At 64.0% G+C, this 20,639-nt stretch carries 22 protein-coding genes; 11 read left to right on the top strand and 11 right to left on the bottom strand.

Annotation, left to right across the window (positions count from 1 at the left end; translation table 11 throughout):
* The first annotated feature begins 155 nt into the window (after positions 1-155).
* The 3 genes from FJV83_RS22160 to FJV83_RS22150 are packed head-to-tail and all read left to right on the top strand — an operon-like array spanning position 156 to position 3,345.
* Entirely contained in the window at positions 156-1,025 is an 870-nt protein-coding gene (locus tag FJV83_RS22160) for a sugar ABC transporter permease (protein WP_010912213.1), read from the top strand.
* Complete coding sequence (locus FJV83_RS22155) at positions 1,022-1,846, top strand: carbohydrate ABC transporter permease (RefSeq protein WP_142886516.1); 825 nt, start codon at positions 1,022-1,024, stop codon at positions 1,844-1,846. The genes FJV83_RS22160 and FJV83_RS22155 overlap by 4 nt, the downstream gene beginning before the upstream one ends.
* 23 nt (positions 1,847-1,869) lie before the next feature.
* Positions 1,870-3,345 (top strand): M81 family metallopeptidase, encoded by a 1,476-nt coding sequence (locus FJV83_RS22150; RefSeq protein WP_095788870.1) that lies wholly within the window; start codon positions 1,870-1,872, stop codon positions 3,343-3,345.
* Between the two features lie 159 nt (positions 3,346-3,504).
* Here FJV83_RS22150 and FJV83_RS22145 read toward each other — a convergent pair whose 3' ends face one another.
* The 6 genes from FJV83_RS22145 to FJV83_RS22120 form a co-directional block, all read right to left on the bottom strand.
* Positions 3,505-5,559: a M3 family metallopeptidase gene (locus FJV83_RS22145; RefSeq protein ID WP_142886517.1), complete on the bottom strand. Its 2,055-nt coding sequence runs from the start codon at positions 5,557-5,559 to the stop codon at positions 3,505-3,507.
* 92 nt (positions 5,560-5,651) lie between these two features.
* Positions 5,652-6,086, bottom strand: coding sequence for a nuclear transport factor 2 family protein (locus FJV83_RS22140; protein WP_142886518.1), 435 nt, complete (start codon positions 6,084-6,086; stop codon positions 5,652-5,654).
* Positions 6,083-6,727, bottom strand: a complete 645-nt coding sequence (locus FJV83_RS22135; RefSeq protein WP_095774697.1) for a carbonic anhydrase — start codon at positions 6,725-6,727, stop codon at positions 6,083-6,085. Before FJV83_RS22135 ends, FJV83_RS22140 begins: the two co-directional genes overlap by 4 nt.
* A 147-nt stretch (positions 6,728-6,874) precedes the next feature.
* Positions 6,875-7,645, bottom strand: coding sequence for a DUF429 domain-containing protein (locus FJV83_RS22130; protein WP_142886519.1), 771 nt, complete (start codon positions 7,643-7,645; stop codon positions 6,875-6,877).
* The gene (pdxY, locus tag FJV83_RS22125; protein ID WP_095792194.1) at positions 7,642-8,526 is read right to left on the bottom strand and encodes a pyridoxal kinase PdxY; all 885 of its coding nucleotides are present in this window, start codon (positions 8,524-8,526) and stop codon (positions 7,642-7,644) included. Before pdxY ends, FJV83_RS22130 begins: the two co-directional genes overlap by 4 nt.
* A 13-nt stretch (positions 8,527-8,539) precedes the next feature.
* Positions 8,540-8,791, bottom strand: a complete 252-nt coding sequence (locus FJV83_RS22120) for a hypothetical protein (RefSeq protein ID WP_095774867.1) — start codon at positions 8,789-8,791, stop codon at positions 8,540-8,542.
* Positions 8,792-8,954: 163 nt separating this feature from the next.
* On the opposite strand from FJV83_RS22120, the gene FJV83_RS22115 reads away from it, so the two are divergent.
* The 6 genes from FJV83_RS22115 (at position 8,955) to ppa (ending at position 13,559) form a co-directional block, all read left to right on the top strand.
* Complete coding sequence (locus FJV83_RS22115) at positions 8,955-9,593, top strand: LemA family protein (RefSeq protein ID WP_095774694.1); 639 nt, start codon at positions 8,955-8,957, stop codon at positions 9,591-9,593.
* A 177-nt stretch (positions 9,594-9,770) separates the two neighbouring features.
* Positions 9,771-10,613, top strand: a complete 843-nt coding sequence (locus tag FJV83_RS22105) for a YgcG family protein (RefSeq protein ID WP_142886520.1) — start codon at positions 9,771-9,773, stop codon at positions 10,611-10,613.
* A gap of 4 nt (positions 10,614-10,617) precedes the next feature.
* Positions 10,618-11,520, top strand: a complete 903-nt coding sequence (locus FJV83_RS22100) for a YgcG family protein (protein ID WP_142886521.1) — start codon at positions 10,618-10,620, stop codon at positions 11,518-11,520.
* A gap of 4 nt (positions 11,521-11,524) precedes the next feature.
* Entirely contained in the window at positions 11,525-12,163 is a 639-nt protein-coding gene (locus tag FJV83_RS22095; protein ID WP_142886522.1) for a TPM domain-containing protein, read from the top strand.
* 154 nt (positions 12,164-12,317) lie between these two features.
* The gene (locus tag FJV83_RS22090) at positions 12,318-12,824 is read left to right on the top strand and encodes a GNAT family N-acetyltransferase (protein ID WP_010912199.1); all 507 of its coding nucleotides are present in this window, start codon (positions 12,318-12,320) and stop codon (positions 12,822-12,824) included.
* A gap of 201 nt (positions 12,825-13,025) precedes the next feature.
* Positions 13,026-13,559 (top strand): inorganic diphosphatase, encoded by a 534-nt coding sequence (ppa, locus tag FJV83_RS22085; RefSeq protein ID WP_038650389.1) that lies wholly within the window; start codon positions 13,026-13,028, stop codon positions 13,557-13,559.
* A gap of 85 nt (positions 13,560-13,644) precedes the next feature.
* Here ppa and FJV83_RS22080 read toward each other — a convergent pair whose 3' ends face one another.
* A complete protein-coding gene (locus tag FJV83_RS22080; protein WP_095775862.1) occupies positions 13,645-14,238 on the bottom strand; it encodes a hypothetical protein in 594 nt (197 codons plus the stop codon).
* 43 nt (positions 14,239-14,281) lie between these two features.
* The gene (locus FJV83_RS22075) at positions 14,282-14,899 is read right to left on the bottom strand and encodes a TetR/AcrR family transcriptional regulator (RefSeq protein WP_095775861.1); all 618 of its coding nucleotides are present in this window, start codon (positions 14,897-14,899) and stop codon (positions 14,282-14,284) included.
* Positions 14,900-14,973: 74 nt separating this feature from the next.
* On the opposite strand from FJV83_RS22075, the gene FJV83_RS22070 reads away from it, so the two are divergent.
* Entirely contained in the window at positions 14,974-16,257 is a 1,284-nt protein-coding gene (locus FJV83_RS22070; RefSeq protein WP_179296103.1) for an MFS transporter, read from the top strand.
* A gap of 91 nt (positions 16,258-16,348) precedes the next feature.
* Here the strand turns inward: FJV83_RS22070 and FJV83_RS22065 are convergent, their stop codons facing one another.
* Complete coding sequence (locus FJV83_RS22065; protein ID WP_246691904.1) at positions 16,349-16,633, bottom strand: hypothetical protein; 285 nt, start codon at positions 16,631-16,633, stop codon at positions 16,349-16,351.
* Positions 16,634-16,830: 197 nt separating this feature from the next.
* On the opposite strand from FJV83_RS22065, the gene typA reads away from it, so the two are divergent.
* Positions 16,831-18,660, top strand: coding sequence for a translational GTPase TypA (typA, locus tag FJV83_RS22060; RefSeq protein ID WP_095775858.1), 1,830 nt, complete (start codon positions 16,831-16,833; stop codon positions 18,658-18,660).
* 61 nt (positions 18,661-18,721) lie between these two features.
* On the opposite strand, the gene FJV83_RS22055 is transcribed toward typA, so the two are convergent.
* The gene (locus FJV83_RS22055) at positions 18,722-19,348 is read right to left on the bottom strand and encodes a DUF1062 domain-containing protein (RefSeq protein ID WP_142886524.1); all 627 of its coding nucleotides are present in this window, start codon (positions 19,346-19,348) and stop codon (positions 18,722-18,724) included.
* A 388-nt stretch (positions 19,349-19,736) separates the two neighbouring features.
* Positions 19,737-20,522 (bottom strand): alkaline phosphatase family protein, encoded by a 786-nt coding sequence (locus FJV83_RS22050; protein ID WP_142886525.1) that lies wholly within the window; start codon positions 20,520-20,522, stop codon positions 19,737-19,739.
* Positions 20,523-20,639 lie beyond the last annotated feature (117 nt).

The raw sequence follows: 20,639 nt of genomic DNA, 5'->3' as shown, positions 1-20,639 counted from the left end.
TTCCGCAACGGCTGCGGAGGACGGGCAGACAGGTGATGGGCAGCGCTGATGCTTGCAAGGAATCCTGAAGGCCCTGAGAAGAACGAGGCGGGATAAAGTAATCTGTTAAGCCAGCGCAATCCAATCTCCAACCGCAACGCGGTACGAACCAGCCGATGCAAAATCGTTTCCTGCCCTATCTCCTGACCTTGCCCAGCCTGTTCCTGGCGGCGGTCGTCATCTTCTGGCCGGTCTGGGACCTGATCCAGATCTCGACGCATGACGTCAACCGCTTCGGCCAGCTGCGCGAGTTCAGCGGCCTTGCCAATTTCGCCTCGCTTGCCGCCGATCCCGACTTCGTCGCGGCACTCTGGCGCACCGGTGTGTGGACCGTGCTGGTGGTCGGCGGCGCGCTGCTGCTGTCGGTGCCGGTGGCGATGATCCTCAACACCGATTTCTACGGCCGTGGCCTTGCCCGCGTCATCATCATGCTGCCCTGGGCGGTGTCGCTGACCATGACGGCGGTGGTCTGGCGCTGGGCGCTCAGCGGCGAAAGCGGCATGCTGAATTCGGCGCTGCTTGGCCTTGGCCTGATCGACCACAACATCCAGTGGCTGGCCAGCGCCGAGACGGCGTTCCCGATGCAGGTGCTGATCGGCATATTGGTGACGGTGCCGTTCACCACGACGATCTTCCTCGGCGGCCTGTCGTCGATCCCGGACGATCTCTACGAGGCGGCGGCGCTCGAGGGCGCCACGCCGCTGCAGCAGTTCCGCGAGATCACCTTTCCGCTGCTGAAGCCGTTCATAAACATCGCCATCGTGCTCAACACCATCTACGTCTTCAACTCCTTCCCGATCATCTGGGTGATGACGCAGGGCGGGCCGGCCAACTCGACCGACATCCTGGTCACCCACCTCTACAAGCTTGCCTTCCGCATCGGCAAACTGGGCGAGGCCTCGGCGGTGTCGCTGGTGATGTTCGCCATATTGCTGGTCTTCACCATGATCTATGTGCGGTTGGCGATGCGGGAGCAGCGCGCATGACCAGCAAACTCAAACGCACCATCGTCGCCTGGCTGCTTTTGGCGCCGCTGATCGTGGTGACGCTGTTTCCCTTCGCGGTGATGTTGCTCACCGCGGTCAAGCCGCGACAGGAGGTGCTGTCGCCGACATGGTGGCCAAGCGAGTTCCGCTGGTCGAATTTTGCCGACATGTGGGTGGCGACCGGCTTTGGCCAGGCACTGGCCAATTCGCTCTATGTCTCGGTCATCGCCACGGTCGGCGCCATCCTCATCTCCGTTCCCGCTGCCTACGCCATGTCGCGTTTTCGCTTTGCCGGCTACGGCGCCTTCCGCCAGTTCCTGCTGATCTCGCAGATGATTTCGCCGATCGTGCTGGTGCTCGGCTTGTTCCGGCTGATGGCCGCCTGGGGGCTGGTCGAATCGACGACGGCGCTCGGCTTCATCTACATGGCCTTCAACGTCGCCTTCACCGTCTGGATGCTGCAGAGCTATTTCGACACCATTCCGCGCGACCTCGAGGAGGCCGCCTGGATCGAAGGCGCAGGCCGCTGGCTGACCCTGCGCAAAGTGTTCCTGCCCCTCTGCCTGCCGGCCATCGCGGTCACCGCCATCTTCACCTTCATCAACGCCTGGAACGAGTTCGTCGTGGCGCTGACCATGCTGCGCAGCCAGGAAAGCTATACGCTGCCGATCCAGGTCTTTTCTCTCGTCGCCGGCCGCTACACGATCGAGTGGCATCACGTCATGGCGGCGACACTGCTGGCGACATTGCCGGTGGCGATCCTGTTCATCTGGCTGCAGCGCTACCTCGTGCGCGGGCTGGCGCTCGGGGCCGTCAAATAGAATTTGCATTCCACGGAGCCTACATGCGCATCTTCACCGCCTCGCTGGCGACCGAAACCAACACCTTTTCGCCGGTGCCGACGGACCGGGCATCGTTCGAGATGGCCTTCTATGCCGGACCGGGCAAGCATCCGGAGACGCCGACGCTGTGCTCGTCGCCGATCGTCGCCTTGCGCCGGCGCGCGGCCAAGGAAGGGTTGACCGTGATCGAAGGCACCGCGACCTGGGCCGAGCCTGGCGGCCTGGTGCAGCGGCAGACCTTCGAGGCGCTGCGCGACGAGATCCTCGATCAGTTGAAGGCGGCACTGCCGGTCGACGCGGTCATTCTCGGACTGCACGGCGCCATGGTGGCGCAAGGCTATGACGATTGCGAAGGCGACCTGCTGGAACGTGTGCGCGGGATTGTCGGGCCCGACGTGGTGATCGCCTGCGAGTTCGATCCGCACAGCCATCTGACGCCCAAGCGCGTGGCGGCATCCGACATCATGGCCTATTTCCTCGAATTCCCGCACACCGATTTCTACGAACGCGGCGAGCATGTCGTCGAGCTGGGGCTGGCCGCCGCGCGCGGCGAGATCAAGCCCGTCATCTCGACCTTCGACTGCCGGATGATCCAGGTGCTGCCGACCAGCCGCGAGCCGATGCGCTCCTTCGTCGACCGCATCAAGGCGCTGCACGGCAAGGACGGCGTGCTGTCGGTTTCAGTGATCCACGGCTTCATGGCCGCCGACGTGCCGGAAATGGGCACGCGCATCCTCGTCGTCACCGACAATGACAAGGCCGGGGGCGACGCGCTGGCGGAGCGGCTGGGACGGGAACTCTATGCCATGCGCGAAAAGACGGCGATGACGATGCTCGATACCGCCGACGGCATCGACCGTGCGCTGGCGGTGCGCGCCGAGAACCCCGGCAAGCCGGTGGTCATCGCCGACATATGGGACAATCCCGGCGGCGGCGTTCCCGGCGACGGCACCTTCGTGCTGCGTCAGATGCTGGTGCGTGGCCTCGACAGATTCGGCGTGGCGACGATCTGGGATCCGATCGCCGTCACCTTCTGCCTGGCGGCCGGCGAGGGCGCGGTCATCGACCTGCGTTTCGGCGGCAAGGCAGGGCCGCAGGCGGGTGAACCGATCGACGCCCGCGTCAAGGTGCTGAAGGCCGTTGCCGAGGGCTGGCAGAGTTTCGGGCCGAGCCGGGTGACGCTCGGTCCAACCGCGCTGGTGCGCATCGAAGGCACCGAGGTCGACATCATCCTCAACACCAACCGAACCCAGACTTTCGAGCCGGACATTTTCTCCAATATTGGCGTCGATCCGCTGGGCAAGGATATGCTGCTGATCAAGTCGACCAACCATTTCTACGCCGGCTTCGAGCCGATCGCGGCGGAGATCATCTACGTCACGGCGCCAAGTTCGTATCCCAGCAATCCTGCGGTGACCGATTACAGGAAGCTGACGCGCAAGATATGGCCAAGGGTTGCGGATCCTTGGAAGGCGTAAGGTTCTCCCTTCTCCCCTTGTGGGAGAAGGTGTCGCCGAAGGCGACGGATGAGGGGTGCTCCAGCGGAGTGAGGCGTTGGTGTTCCCTGGAATACCCCTCATCCGTCTCGGCGCTGCGCGCCGATCCACCTTCTCCCACAAGGGGAGAAGGAAGAGGTGCTACACCAATCCGCGCTTCACCATCATCGCTTCCGGCGAAGGCATCTTGCCGCGAAACGCCGTGTAAAGCTCCTCGGGGTCCTTCGAGCCGCCAGCGGCGTAGATGTTCTTGCGCAGCCTTTCGGCCAGTGCCGGGTTGAAGGGATCGCCAGTCTCCTCGAAGGCGGCGAAGGCGTCGGCGTCCAGCACTTCCGACCACATGTAGGAATAGTAGCCGGCCGAATAGCCGTCGCCCGAGAAGACATGGCCGAAATGCGGGGTGCGGTGGCGCATCGCAATGGTGTCGGGCATGTCGAGTTCTTCCAACGTTTCGGCTTCGAAACGAAGCGGTTCCGCCGGCGCCTCGGGCCGGGCGTGATAGGCCATGTCCATCAAGGCGGAAGACGTGAATTCCACCGTGGCGAAGCCGGCGCCGAAAGCACGCGTGGCCAGCATCTTGTCGAGCAGCGCCTTCGGCATCGGCTTGCCGGTCTTGACGTGCAGCGCGTGCTTTTCAAGCACGGCCGGCACCGTCAGCCAGTGCTCGTAGAGCTGGGAGGGCAGTTCGACGAAATCGCGGCTGACCGAAGTGCCTGCAACTGACGGCCAGGTGACGTCGGTCAGCATGCCGTGCAGCGCATGGCCGAATTCGTGGAACAGTGTCTTCGCCTCGTCGACCGAGAGCAGGGCCGGCTCGCCGGCCGGCGGCTTGGCGAAGTTCATGATGTTGTAGATAACCGGCTTCGAGCCGTGGCCGAGTTTATAGCCGGACTTCAGCGCGCTCATCCAGGCGCCGGAACGCTTCGAGGGCCGCGCGAAATAATCGGCGAGGAACAAGGCACGCTCTGTGCCATCGGCATTTTTCACCACGAAGACGCGCGCGTCGGGGTGCCAGGCGGTGATGCCCTTCTTCTCCTCGAAGGTGATGCCGAACAGTTTGGTCGCGACGTCGAAGCAGGCGTCGATCACCCGGTCGAGCTGCAGATAGGGTTTCAGTTCCGCCTCGTCGAAAGCGAATTTTTCCGCGCGCAGCTTCTCCTGGTAGAAGCGCCAGTCCCAGGCGGCGAATTTCTCGTTGCTGCCGGCTTGCGCCGCCAGCCGCTCCAGTTCCTTCTGGTCGGCGGCGGCCTTTTCCAGCGCCTTTTCCCAGACGGGATCGAGCAGGTCGTGCACCGCCTTCGGCGTCTTGGCCATGGTGTCGTCGAGCTTCAGCGCGGCGAAGGAGGCGTAGCCGAGCAGCCCGGCCTTTTCGGCGCGCAGTTTCAGCATGTCGCGCACCACTTGGGTGTTGTCGCTGGCGCCGCCATTCTGGCCGCGCATGGTGAAGGCTTTGAAGGCGATCTCGCGCAGGTCGCGGCGTTCCGAGAAGGTCGTGAACGGCTCATAGATCGAGCGCGACAAAGTGACGGCGTAGCGCCCCTTCTGGCCGCGCATCTCGGCCGCCTCGGCCATCGAGCTCTTCAGGAAATCCGGCAGGCCGGCAAGGTCGCCCTCGTCGAGGAACAGCGCCCAGTCGCGCTCGTCGGCCAGCACGTTCTGGCCGAAAGCGGTGCCGAGCGACGACAGCTCCTCATTGATCTTGGCGAGCCGCTTCTTGCCTTCGGCGTCGAGCTTGGCGCCGGAGCGGACAAAACCTTTCCAGGTCTTCTCCAGCACCCGCAGCGTCTCGGCGTCGAGGCCAAGGCTTTCGCGGCGCTGGTAGAGGTCGTCAATGCGGGCAAACAGCTTCTCGTTCATCGAGATCGCCGAAAAGTGCCTGGACATCTTCGGCGAGATGTCGCGCTCCAGCGCCTGGATGGTCTCGTTGGTGTAGGCGCCGGCGCGGCACCAGAAGATCGACGAGACTTGATCGAGCGCCTCGCCGCCGAGTTCGAGCGCGGCAAGGGTGTTGTCGATGGTCGGCGCATCCTTGTTGCCGGCGATCGCGTCGATCTCCGCCTCATGCGCCTTCAGCGCCGCGTCGAAGACCGGGGAAAAATCGCCGTCGCCGATATGGGCGAAATCGGGCAGGCCGAGCGGCCCCTGCCACGCGGTCAGCGGATGGGCGGCGAGGTCGACGGCTTTCGTGGAGGGCATGGAGGGTCTTTCGCTGGCGTCAAGGAGGAGGGAGTGTCACCGATGTAGGGCGCGGCCAGCGAGGCCGCAATATGGCAGCTGGCCGATCCGCCTCAATAGGCTTCGCAGTTTTCGGCGATGGCCGCCTGCGAGCTGGCGGTGATGCGATTGCCGGCCACCGCGAAGGTTTCCTGCATCAGCATGTCATTGTCCGGGAAGTCGTAGCAGGCGATCACCGTGGTGATGCCGCCCTCGCTCTTCTCGATGCGGTGGCGGATCTCAGCGCCCGCAACCGCGCCTTTCCATTCGTCGAGCGCGGCGATGAATTCCTGCTTGCTCTGGACGATGCCGAGATCATCGAGCTTGATGCGGACGTCGTCGGCAAGCAGGTCGGCGAGTTCGGTGCGGTCGGCGACCAGCAGCGCAGAATACCAGCGGCTGATGATGGCGCCGTCATCGGCGCGCGCGGCAATGATCGCTATCAGGAGTGCGGCGGCGGTGAAGACGGCCGACCGGACGTTGCTCACCGGGCGCGCCTTACCGCTCATTCCGGCACCGGCCGCTCGAAATCGCCGGTTTCCTTGTTCATCACCCAGAGCTCACCGGTCGAAATGTCGAACCAGGCCCCGTGCAGCGACAGCCGCCCCTTGCCCTCGAGGATCGAGACACAAGGAAAGGTCCGGAGGTTGGCGATGGAATAGCGGATCGAGATGCGTTCAAGCGCTGTCTGGCGCTCCACCGCCGTCATGAAGGTGCTGGAGGAGACCGTTTCGGCGGCAGGCGCGATCAGGCTCATCCATTTGCCGATGAAGTCGCCGGGCGACAGCGGCGCGGCATTGGGGTCGAGCGCGGCGCGGATGCCGCCGCAGCGGCCATGGCCCATGACGACGATGTTCTTGACCTTGAGGCTCTGCACCGCGAATTCGAGCGCCGCCGAGGTCGAATGGAACTCGCCGTCCGGCTCGTAGGGCGGCACCAGATTGCCGACATTGCGCAGCACGAAGAGTTCGCCCGGCCCGGCGTCGAAGATCGCTTCGGGGGCCGAGCGGGAGTCGCAACAGGCGACGATCATCGTCTCGGGGGCCTGCCCCTCGCGCGCGAGCTCGCGGTAGCGGCCGCTCTCGGTGAGGTAGCGGCCATTCATGAAATTGCGATAGCCGGCGAGGAGGTGATCGGGGAGATGAGGCATGGGCGGCTAAGGCCTTTCCGGGGTTGGAGGCGGCAGCTCGTTGCGGTCGAGAAAGCCTCTAGCGGCAAAAGCCCGTTGCGAGCAATGCAGAATTGTTGGGGCTGGTCATAAACGCCATGCACATAAGCGGGACGTCCGCCGACATTGTCATGCCCAGATGGCGACCGGTATGCCAAAACCGTCAGCGAGTGGCGGGTTGGGAAATGGCCTCGCGCTGCCGCTGGCGATGCGCCCGGCGATCACCATCATGACCGCCGCATCGAGGAAATCGTCGGCGGCCGCGCCACGCGGCGGCGGCTGGTCGAGGAAGTCCATGGCATAGCCGTGCCGGCAAAGCAGCGCCTTGCGTTCTTCCATGCCGGCCGCATTGACGCTGCCCTTGATCTTCTTCGGCAGCCGCATGGCCCGGTCGCCATTCAGGCGGCAGAAGGCGACTTCCGGATGCGATTCGAAGACGCGGCCGCGCAGATCGGGCCGCGCGATCAGCAGGGCGTCGATCTCGCGGATCTTCGAGAAGATGCCGAAGGCCTGGATGGAAACGCCGCGCGGCGGGTCGGATGTGGCCCTTGCCACCTCGCTTGCCCTGCGATGCGCGGCATACCAGGCTTCGATAGTGGTGAAGTCGCTGGTGTCGGCATAGAGCGCTGCGCGGGACGGGATCGAAAAGACGCTGGACTGGCGCGCGCCAAGCTGCGGCCTGACCAGCGCCTCCGGTCCGCGGCCGCCCTTGCTGGAGAATTCGGGCAGGCCGATCGGCATGTCGACGGCGACAATCGCATCGTCGGGAGTTGCCGCGAGCAGCGCCGCGAAACTGGGGAAGATTTCAACCGAGGGCGCTGAACCGGGCCCGCGCCGCACGGCGATCCAGCCGGCCTTGCAGCCGTCGGCGCCGACCAGCACCGCCCCGGCCGAATTCACGCCCGGCGGTCCCGCCCCGGATGCGTGAGATGGCGCAGCTGCACCATGGCCATCGGCTGCGACAGGCTCTGGGCGTCGGTTTCGAGTTGCAGCTCGTCGCCGCCGCGCTTTGCCGTGCGCGCCAGGATCTCGTAGACCGCCGCGGTGGTCGATTGCAGCGCCTTGATCGGCGGCTGGCCGGAAAGGATGCGGGCGAGGTAGACGGCCGCCGTCAGATCACCCAGGCCGTTCGGCGGCTTGTCGATCAGGCGATGTTCGGCCAGCAGCGCCTGGGTGCCGTCGAGCAGCAGATTGCCGGTGCCGCCAATCATCATCGATTGTGCCGAAGTGACCAGCATCGTGGACGGCCCGGCATGGAGTGCTGCCGCGATCACCGATTTCAGATCGGGCAGCGGCGTGCCGGCCATCCATTCCAACTCGTAGCGGTTGGGGGTGGCGATGTCGGCGATCGGCATCAGTCGGTCGCGCATGGCGGCGGCGATGGGCTCGGGCACATAGAGGCCGCCGGAATCGCCCATCACCGGATCGCAGATATAGACGGCATCGGACGTCCTGGCCTTGACAGCGGCGACCAGCGAGGCGACGGCCTCGGCCTGGCCGGCCTCGCCGAGATAGCCCGACAGCACCGCGCCGACCTCGCCCAGCCATGGCGCGCGCTCCAGATCGGCCATCAGCGCCTTGAACTGGTCGAGCGGCGGCACGATGCGCGTCGCCCGCCCATGGCCGGGATGCCAGGGCAGGATGACCGTCGGCACCGCCCAGACCGGAAAGCCCAGGGTCTCCAGCGCAAAGACGGCGGCACGATTGCCGACCGAGCCACGGGCGACATGGCTGGAAATGACGATGACCGCACGCGGCGCGTCGGGTTTTTCGGCGCTCATTGTTTTTTGATTCCTAGCTGCCCCGGATGAGGAAAAGCACGAGCCAGACCATCAGGCCCAGCGCCAGAAGCAGGCCGAGTATCCTGCCAATGCGTGTGCCCCAGACCTCGATCGGATCGGTGCGGTCGGCATCGGCGGCGGAGACATGGTCGCGCACGCCTTTCGTCGTCCGCGCCACCAAGGAGGTACCGGCTGGATCGGTCTCCCGCGCGACGCGCTCGAGGATGCGGCGCGATTCCCTGTCGCTGTCCTGGCGTTGCGCCATGATGATATCCCGTTTTGACCGGACCTTATCGCGTTCGCGCGGCCAATCACAGGGCCTTGCGGCAAGGCGATGGATGCCGTCGCTGGCCCGGAGGCCGAGGCCGTTTTCTTGCGCGCCGATTGTGGTAATGCTTCGCATGCAACTTCTATCGAGGGACCCCATCATGCTCGCCCAGCGCCTTGCTCGACCATCGCCATTCCGCACGCTGCCCGCCTTCCTGATGATGGCAATCGTGCTGCCGCTGCTTGCCGGCTGCGGCTACAACACGATCCCGACAGCGGAGGAAAACGCCAGGGCGGCCTGGAGCGAGGTGCTGAACCAGTATCAGCGCCGCGCCGACCTCATCCCCAATCTGGTCGAGACGGTCAAAGGCTATGCCTCGCATGAAAAGGACACGCTGGATGCGGTGGTCGAGGCGCGCGCCAAGGCCACGCAGATCACGGTGACGCCGGAAACGCTGAAGGATCCCGAGGCCCTCAAGAAGTTCCAGGATGCCCAGGCCGGGCTGACCAGCGCGCTGTCGCGGCTGATCGCGGTGTCGGAGGCCTATCCCGACCTCAAGGCCAACCAGAATTTTCTGGCGCTGCAGGCCCAGCTCGAGGGCACCGAGAACCGCATCGCGGTGGCACGGCGCGACTACATCCAGGCGGTCAGGGACTACAATCTGACGCTGAAGACCTTCCCGTCGGTGCTGTGGGCGACCTTCTGGTTCCGCGGCAACGAGCCCTTCGCCAACTTCACCGTCGACGAAGACAAGATGCAGCCGCCGAAGGTCGATTTTGGCACGAAACAGGGCGGATAATTCGCGAAATCGGCTGAGCGTCTCTTTGCCACAAGACGGACCGCTGGCGTGCAAACACCCCCCTCTGTCCTGCCAGACATCTGCCCCTCAAAAGGGGAGATCAGTCGTGGTCCAGGCCTTCGCCAATTTTCAGCCTCTCAAAGTGAGACCCGGCAACGAAGCTGCCAATCTCCCCCCTTGAGGGGGAGATGTCCGGTAGGACAGAGAGGGGGGCCTCGCGCTTACCTCACCCTCCTTGGCCTTCTTGCCAGCCTGCTTTTTCTCCCCCTGGCCGCCCGCGCCGCGGACCTGCCGGCGCTTACCGGCCATGTCGTCGACAATGCCGGCATCATCGATGCCGGCACAAAAGCGGCCCTGACACAGAAGCTCGCCGATTTCGAGACAAAGGGCTCCGACCAGATCGTCGTCGCCACCATCCCCAGCCTCGACGGCGAGGAGATCGAGCCCTACGCCAACCGGCTGTTCCGCTTCTGGAAGCTTGGCCAGGCCAAGGAGAACAATGGCGTGCTTCTGCTGGTCGCCAAGAACGACCGCAAGATGCGCATCGAGGTCGGCTACGGGCTGGAAGGCACGCTGACCGACCTGCACACCAAGCTGATCATCGAAAACGACATGGTGCCGGCGTTCCGCGCCGGCGATTTCTCCGGCGGCATCTCCAAGGCCGTCGACGACATGGTCATGGTGCTGGAAGGCAATCCGGAGGAGCTGGAAGCGCGCGGCAAGCGCAACCAGCAGGCGCCGTTCAATTCCGACGACCTGTTCTTCGCCATTTTCATCAGCATCTGGGCGATCATCTTCTTCGGCAGCATCGCCGCCTCCATCCTGCCGCCGATCTTCGGCAAGAAGCTTGGACCCGGCCGCTATCGCTGGCTCGGCATGACGTTCGAGCCCGGCCGGCGCTCCTCCTCGGGTGGCGGCTGGTCCTCCGGCAGTTCCGGCGGCGGCTGGTCTTCGGGCGGCGGTGGCTTTTCCGGCGGCGGCGGTTCGTCCGGCGGCGGCGGCTCCTCGGGAAGTTGGTGAAGGCATGACGACGCGCCGCTTGCCGAGGCCCGGCCGTTTCAACACGACGATCCACGTTGTCCTGGCCGTTCTGGCGCTGCTGTTGTCCTGCTTCGCGGTTTTTGCCGCCGAATTGCCAGCGCTGACCGGCCGCGTCGTCGACAATGCCGGCATCATCGATGCCGGCACCAAGGCGGCGCTGACACAGAAGCTCGCCGATTTCGAGACAAAGGGGTCCGACCAGATCGTCGTCGCCACCATCCCCAGCCTCGGCGGCGAGGAGATCGAGCCCTACGCCAACCGGCTGTTCCGCTTCTGGAAGCTTGGCCAGGCCGGCGAGAACAACGGCGTGCTTCTGCTGGTCGCCAAGAACGACCACAAGATGCGCATCGAGGTCGGCTACGGGCTGGAAGGCACGCTGACCGACCTGCACACCAAGCTGATCATCGAAAACGACATGGTGCCGGCGTTCCGCGCCGGCGATTTCTCCGGCGGCATCTCCAAGGCCGTCGACGACATGGTCATGGTGCTGGAAGGCAATCCGGAGGAGTTGGAAGCGCGCGGCAAGCGCAATCCCGCCGACAGCAGCACCCCCATCGACCCGATCGTCGCGGTGTTCCTGATCCTGTGGGCGACGATGTTCTTCGGCGGCCTGGCCATGGCGTTCCTGCCGCCGATGTTCGGCACCAAGCTGTCGCCGGGCGTGTATAGATGGCTGGGCATGACGTTTCGTTACGGCAAGGGGCCAAGCGGATCCTCGGGCGGGAGCGGCTGGACGACCGGTTCGTCGGGCAGCGGCTGGTCGTCGGGCAGTTCCAGCGGCTGGTCGTCGGGCAGTTCCAGCGGCTGGTCGTCCGGGTCGAGCGGCGGCGGGTTCTCGGGCGGCGGCGGCTCGTCCGGTGGTGGCGGTTCTTCAGGAAGCTGGTGAGACAATGGCAACACGACCGATCAGCCCGCAGGATCATGAGCGCATCGCCGATGCGATCCGCGCCGCGGAAACCAAAACCGACGGCGAGATCTACTGCGTCGTCGCCCACGCCAGCGAAGGCTATTTCGCTCCGGCCGCCATGATGGCGACGCTAGGTATGCTGGTGGTCAGCCTCGCCGTCGCCTATGGGCTGGAGGCATGGTGGCTCACCATCCGCCTGCCGCATTTCGTCATCGCGCAATTGCTGGCACTGGCCTGCGTGCTTGCCCTGTTGTGGGCTGTTCCCGGCCTGCGCATCCATATGGTGCCACGGCGGCTGCGCTATCAGGCCGCACACGCCAATGCGATCAAGCAGTTCCTCGCCCGCAACGTCCATCGCACCACGGCGCGCACCGGCGTGCTGGTCTTCGTCTCGATCGCCGAGCGGTATGCCGAGGTGGTCGCCGATTCGGGCATCGACGCCAAGGTCGGCCAGCATGTCTGGGACGGCGTGGTGGGTGATCTGACGGCGCATGCCGGCGACGACCGGCTTGCCGATGGGTTCGTCAAGGCGATCGAGCAGGTGGGGGCGGTACTGGCCGAGCATTTCCCGGTCACATCCGGCGATACCAACGAGCTCGACGACCATCTGGTCGAAATCTGAGAGCCTGCCGATAGGCGCCACTTTACCGGTCCGGCCTGTTTCCGGACAGGCTTTTGCGCGATGTCAGCAATGTGAGGATCGGCTGTGAGAAAGCGGCCGGCGGGCCGCCCCGGACTCTTGCAATCGGCCGATGCGGGTTTATGGTTAACAAATCATGAATACCCTGACGATCGACATCCGGAAAGCCGACCCGCGCGATGCAGGCGCCATTGCCGAAGTGCATCTGGAAGCCTGGCGCGGCGCCTATTCCGGCATCATTCCACACCGCACGCTGACGTCGATGATCAACCGCCGCGGCGCCGACTGGTGGGCCAATGCGATTCGCCGCGCCGCCACCGTTCTGGTCGTCGAAATCGGCGGCACCATCGCCGGCTATGCGACGATCGGCAAGAACCGCGCCCGGGAACTCAAGCAGCAGGGCGAGATCTACGAATTGTACCTGCGCCCGGAATATCAGGGCATCGGCCTCGGCCGGCGGCTGTTTTCGGCGGCCAGGGCGCGCCTTGCCGACCACGGGCTGAAGGGCATGGTGGTGTGGGCGCTGGAAGACAACCAGAACGCGCTGGCCTTCTATGCCGGCGCCGGCGGCCGCGATGTCGCCGAGGGTGTCGAGATCTTCGAGCAGAAAGCGCTGAAGAAGGTCGCCTTCGTCTGGGAATGACCGCCGGGCGATGATTGCGCAAAGCAAGGCCGGTACGCGGTGCGGTATCCCAGTGAGATCACGACGCTGAAACATCTTGTGCCGATGATTGAACGCGCGTGACGCCATCGCGTCCCGCCTGGCGTTCGCGAGCATCATTCGCCGCATTGCGCCATTGTGCGCCGCCCGCTATCTCCTCCCGACCGAGAGAGGGACAAATCCATGCGCATTGAAGCCATAGCCACCGGAAAGAATCCGCCCGAAGACGTCAACGTCATCATCGAAGTGCCGATCGGCGGCGAGCCGATCAAGTATGAGATGGACAAGGAGGCCGGCACGCTGTTCGTCGACCGCTTCCTGCACACCTCGATGCGCTATCCCGGCAATTACGGCTTTGTGCCGCACACGCTGTCGGGCGACGGCGATCCGATCGACGTGCTGGTCTGCAACACGCGCGCGCTGGTGCCGGGCTGCGTCATCAATGTGCGGCCGATCGGCGTCTTGATCATGGAAGACAATGCCGGCCAGGACGAGAAGGTCATCGCGGTGCCATCGCCCAAACTGACGCTGCGTTACGAGAACGTTACCGAGTATACGCAGCTGCCCGACATCACCCTGCAGCAGGTGCAGCACTTCTTCGAGCACTACAAGGATCTCGAGCCCGGCAAATGGGTCAAGATCGAAGGCTGGCACGATTCCAAATATGCCAAGAAGATGATCGTCGATGCTATCGAACGGGCGAAGAAGAGCAAGTAGCTTGGAGCGGTCCACCGTTTCACAGAAACGGCAAACCGCTCCAACTTTGTTGTTTGACGCGATTCCGAACGGAAAACCGCTTCGGTCAGTTATCCACCCGGCCGAAAGCCGGCACATTGCCGATGACGGTGTGCCGGTCCTTGCCGCAGGCGAAGGTTCGCGCCTTCGCGTCGGCGAGCTTGCGCGCCTGATCGTTGGCTTGCGGGTTGCCGGTGGCCAGCACGAGGCCGACCGTGCAGCTTTCTCGCGCGTCCATCTGGCCGACCTTGGCGACAAGCAGCACGTCCGTCGATTTGTCCTGAACCTCGGCATCGCTGATCGTGCGGCGGTGGATGACCGCGAAGGGCACGGCCTTGTCGCCATTGGTTTCGATGCGCCATTCAACCTTGGCCGCGGACGAATTGAAGCCTGAAAAACTTTCCCAGACGGACGTCATGTCGCCGCCGGGCGGAAAACCGTAGAACAGCGATTCACGGGCGTCGTCATAGGCGATGAGCACGGGATAGCCACGATAGCCCGAACAGGCGAGATCGGCCCAGTCGCCGTCGCCTTCCGCAGCCTGCGCATAGGTCACGCAATCCTTCTTCGAGTCGAGATCGGTATAGGCGCTGGATATGTCGCCGGCACGAGCCACCTGACACAGGCCGGCAAGCGCAAGCGGGATCAGAGTGGCACGCATGACGACAATCTCCAGTTAGGCCGGAGCAACGTATCGCCAAACGCTATTTCTTCAAGCTCGCTTCGATCAGCAGATCGGCGTTCGTCGCCACCGACTGGGCGGGGCCGCCGAGGCCGAACAGCTGGCCGCTGATATAGGCGCCTTCGATCAAAAGCAGCAGCCCGTCACCCAGAGTGTCGGCGTCTTGCGCCCCCATCGCGGCGGCCATGGCGCGCAGCCGGCGGCGCAGTTCCTGCTTGTTGGCTTCGCTCACCACGCGGGCCGGATGGCTGTGGTCGGGATACTCGACCGCCGCGTTGGTCATGCCGCAGCCGCGATAGTCGGCCACCTGCGTGCGCTTGCCAATGCGGGTCAGGAAAGCCTTGATCTGCGCGCGCGGGTCGTCCGGATGGGCTTTGACGGCCTCGTCGAAACGTTCCCAATATTCAAGATCGTATTGCCGAAGATAGGAAGCGGCCAATTCGTCCTTGGAAGGGAAGCTGCGATAGAGGCTGGGCTTGGTGACGCCGGCGCGTTTGACGATCTCGTCGACGCCGATTGCCCTGATGCCGCGCCGGTAGAAAAGGTCATACGCCACGTCGAGGATCTTCTTGGCCGCCTTCGGCGGCGCCGATGCATGATCGTCGCTGATGGACAGTTCAATATTTTTGTCGGTTGGCATCACGGGACTCGATTGACAATGTTACCGATCGGTACGTATACATGCTCCCATCTTGCAACGTACCGGTCAGTAACATGATAGCTCAATCCCGTCCGTTTGGCCAGCGCTACGCCTTCGTGGTGGTCGGCGTCATCTTCCTCTGCCTGCTGATCGCCGCAGGGCTGCGCTCGGCGCCCGCCGTCATGATGCTGCCGCTGGAAAACAGCTTCGGCTGGCGGCGCGATGTCATCTCGCTGGCGGCCGGCGTCGGCATCCTGCTCTATGGTCTGACGGGTCCGTTCGCCGCCGCGTTGATGGAGCGGATCGGGCTGCGCCGCACGCTGATCGCATCGCTGCTGGTGATGTCGGGTTCGACCGCTCTCAGCCTGCTGATGACCAAGCCCTGGCATCTCTTCATCACCTGGGGCGTCTTCTCGGGCATCGGCTCCGGCGCTGTTGCCAGCGTGCTCGGCGCCACCATCGTCAACCGTTGGTTCAAGACCAATCGCGGCCTGGTCATGGGATTGATGTCGGCCTCCAGCGCCACCGGCCTGCTGGTGTTCCTGCCGCTGCTCGCCTCGCTGGCGCAATCGGGCGGCTGGAAGCCGGTCGCCATCGCCGTCGCGGTGGCCACGGCCTGTCTGCTGCCGCTGGTCTGGCTGCTGGTGCCGGAGCGCCCGGCCTCGATCGGCATGGTGCGCTATGGCGCCGAGGCCGACGACGTGCCGCCGGTGCCGCCGGCATCGCAGGGCAATTTCCTGGCGCATACGCTGAACACGCTGCGCCGCGCCGCCGGCACGCGGGTGTTCTGGTACCTGTTCGCCACCTTCTTCGTCTGCGGCTTCACCACCAACGGGCTGGTCGGCACGCACCTGATCGCCTTCTGCGGCGACATGGGCATCGGCGAGGTGCAGGCCGCCGGCCTGTTGTCGATGATGGGCATTTTCGACCTGATCGGCACGACGCTGTCGGGCTGGCTCACCGACCGTTTCGATCCGCGCAAGCTGCTCGGCGTCTACTATGCCATCCGCGGCCTGTCGCTGATCTACCTGCCCTATTCCGGCTTCTCGGCGACCAGCCTGATCATCTTCGCCGTCCTCTACGGCCTCGACTGGATCGCCACCGTGCCACCGACGCTACGGCTTGCCAACGAGGCGTTTGGCGACCGCAGCGGCCCGATCGTATTCGGCTGGATCGTCGCTGGCCATCAGGTCGGTGCGGCCACCGCGGCCGCCTTCGGCGGCACGATGCGCGAGCTGCAGGGCAATTACGAACTGGCTTTCCTCATCGCCGGCATGACGGCCATCGCGGCCGCCTGTATTTCGCTGCTGATCAACACCAGCCAGCCGGCTTTCGATCCGGAACCGCAAGCCGCGTAAGGCGAGAGGCGAGCTGACGGCCGTCAGACCGCCTTGTGCGTTCAGGGCGTGTCGATGGTTGCCGCTGTCCGAGACGGCAATTTATGTGCGGTCAGTCCGGGTAGCAGACCATCGGAATGTTCGGCCACACGGCGCTGTCGCAGTTGGCGGCGTCCTGGCGCTGCTTGAAGGCGGCGCTGACCGGTCCCGTCACCATCGGGTCAACGCCGTCGGGCGCATCGGCAAAGGCCTGTTCGGCGGTCCGGGCGTCTGACTGCGCAACGGCGCGCGCGCCTTTCTGGGTCGCGGCAGCCGACTGCGCGGCATTGGCCGCCAGCAGCAAGGCAAAGGCCACCGAAGCGATGAGCGGCCAAAATCGGTTGAGTTTATCGGTCATGTCGGTCGAACTGCCCGGGCCCTGAAAGGTTCCCGCCTTGGTTAACAAAATCATCTCACACGCAGATGCTTAAGATTTGATGAGTATTTGGTGTCGCGCTTCCCCTTTCGCAACTGCGAAAAACCCTGTATGAGCCGCGCAACCGAAAGAGGCAGCGCCTTTGGCCTGCTGCCTGCAACGCTTCCGAGACCCAGAACATGAAACTCCGTAATATCGCGATCATCGCGCACGTCGACCATGGAAAGACCACCCTTGTCGACCAGCTTTTAAAGCAATCCGGCTCCTTCCGAGACAATCAGCGCGTCGCCGAGCGCGCCATGGATTCCAACGACCTGGAAAAGGAGCGCGGCATCACCATCCTGGCCAAGGCGACCTCGGTCGACTGGAAGGACACCCGCATCAACATCGTCGACACCCCCGGCCACGCCGATTTCGGCGGCGAGGTCGAGCGCATCCTGTCGATGGTGGATTCGGCGATCGTCTTGGTCGATGCCGCCGAGGGCCCGATGCCGCAAACCAAATTCGTCGTCGGCAAGGCGCTCAAGGTCGGCCTGAAGCCGATCGTCGTCATCAACAAGATCGACCGCCCGGACGCCCGCCATGTCGAGGTGGTCAACGAGGTTTTCGACCTGTTCGCCGCGCTCGACGCCACCGACGAGCAGCTCGACTTCCCGATCCTCTACGGTTCGGGCCGCGATGGCTGGGTTTCGGAAAATCCGGAAGGTCCCAAGGACCAGCAGCTTGCGCCGCTGTTCGATCTCGTCATCAAGCATGTGCCGGCGCCGACCGTCCATCCCGGCCCGTTCCGCATGATCGGCACCATCCTGGAAGCCAACCCTTTCCTCGGCCGCATCATCACCGGCCGTATCGAATCCGGCACGCTGAAGGCCAACCAGGCGGTCAAGGTGCTGCACCATGACGGCACGCAGATCGAAACCGGCCGCATCTCGAAGATCCTGGCTTTCCGCGGCCTCGAGCGCCAGCCGATCGAGGAAGCCCAGGCGGGTGATATCGTCGCTATTGCCGGCCTGTCCAAGGGTACGGTCGCCGACACGTTCTGCGACCTGTCGGTGACCGAGGCGCTGCATGCGCAGCCGATCGATCCGCCGACCGTGACGATGTCCTTCCTGGTCAATGATAGCCCGCTCGCCGGCACCGAAGGCGACAAGGTGACCAGCCGTGTCATCCGTGACCGCCTGCTGCGCGAAGCCGAAGGCAATGTCGCGCTGAAGATCGAGGAATCGCCCGACAAGGATTCGTTCTTCGTCTCAGGCCGTGGCGAATTGCAGCTTGCCGTGCTGATCGAGACGATGCGCCGCGAGGGCTTTGAAATCGCCGTGTCGCGGCCGCGCGTCGTCATGCAGAAGGGCGAGAACGGCGAATTGCTGGAACCGGTCGAGGAAGTCGTCATCGACGTCGACGAGGAACATGCCGGCGTGGTCGTGCAGAAGATGTCGGAGCGCAAGGCCGAGATGGTCGAACTGCGCCCCTCCGGCGGCAACCGCCAGCGCATCGTCTTCCACGCGCCGACGCGCGGCCTGATCGGCTACCAGTCGGAACTTCTGACCGACACGCGCGGCACCGCCGTGATGAACCGGCTGTTCCATGCCTATGAGCCCTACAAGGGCGAACTGCCGGGGCGCACCAACGGCGTGCTGATCTCCAACGAGCAGGGCGAATCGGTCGCCTACGCCATGTGGAACCTGGAAGACCGCGGCCCGATGGTCATCGATCCGGGCGTCAAGGTCTATCAGGGCATGATCATCGGCATCCACTCCCGCGACAACGACCTCGAAGTGAACGTGCTGAAGGGCAAGAAGCTGACCAACATCCGCGCTGCCGGCAAGGACGAGGCGGTCAAGCTCACCCCGCCGATCCGCATGACGCTGGAACGCGCGCTGGCCTGGATCCAGGACGACGAGCTGGTCGAGGTGACGCCGAAGACCATTCGGCTGCGCAAGCTCTATCTCGACCCGAACGAGCGCAAGCGGTTCGAGAAGTCGTCCAAGGCGGTCGGCGCGGCATAAGTTTTTCTTCCGACGATTTTCCCAGAGGGGCGGAGCACAAGGTGCTCCGCCCCTCTCTCGTTTACCCGCCGGCAGCACAGATGATCGCTTCCTGATCCGGCTCGCCGGCCAGGTCGATGCGGACCGTCATTCCCTGGCGGGCCGGCTTGCGCAAGGCTTTGGCGCCGTCCGGATCGACGACCAGCAGGCGCCGCTCCTCCAACGCCAGGAGCCGCGAGCGCGAGATGCCGAGTTCATTGGCGAGCAGACGATCGAGCCGGAGCGATGTCGGCATTTCGAGGCCGAGCTGGAGCTCCAGGGCTAACGCGGTTTCCCTGGCGCCGCCGAGCAACCGCTTATGCACCGCGACATCGCGAAACTCCTCGACGCGTCCCACCTGGTTGCGCAAGGCGACGACGTCGAAGGCATGGCGCCGCGCCAGTCCCGGGTCGTTGCTTTCGAGCGCCTGCAGCAGGGCCGGTTCGATGTCGCGGCGGTTGCAGCGCTCGAAAATGCCGAAATTCCAGGAATTGTCGCAGTCGACGCAGCGATAGATGAGCCACACGTCGATGCGCTTGCCATTGGCGTTGACGCGGAATTTTCCGCTGCAGCGATAGGCCTTCACGCCGCCGCAGCGATTGCAGTTGATCAGCGGTCGAGGTGCGATTTCGGGCGCGATAGCCCAGTGGATGCGTAGAGTGCCGGACATGCCGATAAGCCCTTCCCGTCGGGAAGTTCATCAGGTCGGCACGATCGAGATGCCCATGCGGGCGCGGCGTGGCGGTCGGCTGCGGAGATGCTCAAGTGTCGCTGGCGGAAAGCGCGCGACAGTGGTTCAGCAGTGCCAAACCGGTCTCGAACCGCCGCCCAGAGGAACACGTGAACATGAAACAGGCACCGCGGGTGCGGCGCCATGCAAGTGTGTCGGGGGAGTTGACGAGACCGGCGGTTACTGAGGCAAAGTGAAGCTCGAAAATGTTTCGCGGCGGGTCTTCTAGCCTTAGCCAACAAGGACCGCAAGGGAGGCAGTAACTTCGAACGAATGATGGCTTCCGACGTTATTCGGGGGCGATCATTTGGCGACGGAAGGTGGGAAACTACCGTCGGTTCCAACCACTTGCGATCACCTTTCTGATGACGCTGGTGCCCAAGGGGGGTATGCTCTCGATGTCTTCAATGGTTCGCAAGACGGAATAGTGATCGACCTTTTCTGAGTAACGCCCTGGTTCAACTCCAAATCCATAGAATACAGTAAATATATGATTCTCTGTATGGTAGTCGTCTTCATCGAACGTCACTATAAAAAGGCTGTTGTTTTTCTTCGACCAAGCTGCGTAGCCCCCAAGGTAAGTTTTCAACCAGGCATCCGCCGCCTCTATTGTGCCATCATGCATGTCATTATCGAGATTGGGGATTACGAAGCTAACGGATGGTAGCTTCGCATAGTCGCGAGGGAACTGGGCCAAAGGCTTCTCAAATCCCTTTGAATCCGCAAACGATTCCCAGGGATTGTGTTTTCGCGGCGATCTGGCTTCGACGTAGCCCGCGAACGTCTTGCTATGAGCCCGAAGACGAGCGGCCAGGTTCGGCGCTGCAAAGCTATGCATGCCATCGTCATGGACGCCTTGTGTCAGGCCGCTGAACAGCGCGAGGTAATTGGGTTGGCTGGGGTGAGCAACCCCATAGGATTGCTCGAACAGCGCGCCGCCCTTTGCCAGCCTGTTCAAATAGGGGGCGGCTCGCCTCGCCAGGGAAATCTGCTCAAAGCTGTGGTTCTCCATGATCACGACAACCACGTGATCATATTTCGGCGGCTTTGCCGACGATGCGACAGCCTGGAGCCCTCCGCTCAGCGCCATGATGGCTGCCAGGACAGCCAGCATGGAGAACCGTCGAACGACCGCGCGCCTTGGCACAACCACGAAAACGCCTCCTCCCGCCTGCTCGGCACGATCAACCTGACTGCAAGTCGGGCATGGCAGTCAAGGGCATGGCCAAAC

This window comes from Mesorhizobium sp. WSM4307 (assembly GCF_007003945.1).
Classification (GTDB): domain Bacteria; phylum Pseudomonadota; class Alphaproteobacteria; order Rhizobiales; family Rhizobiaceae; genus Mesorhizobium.
This window is presented reverse-complemented; position numbering and strand designations above follow the sequence as displayed.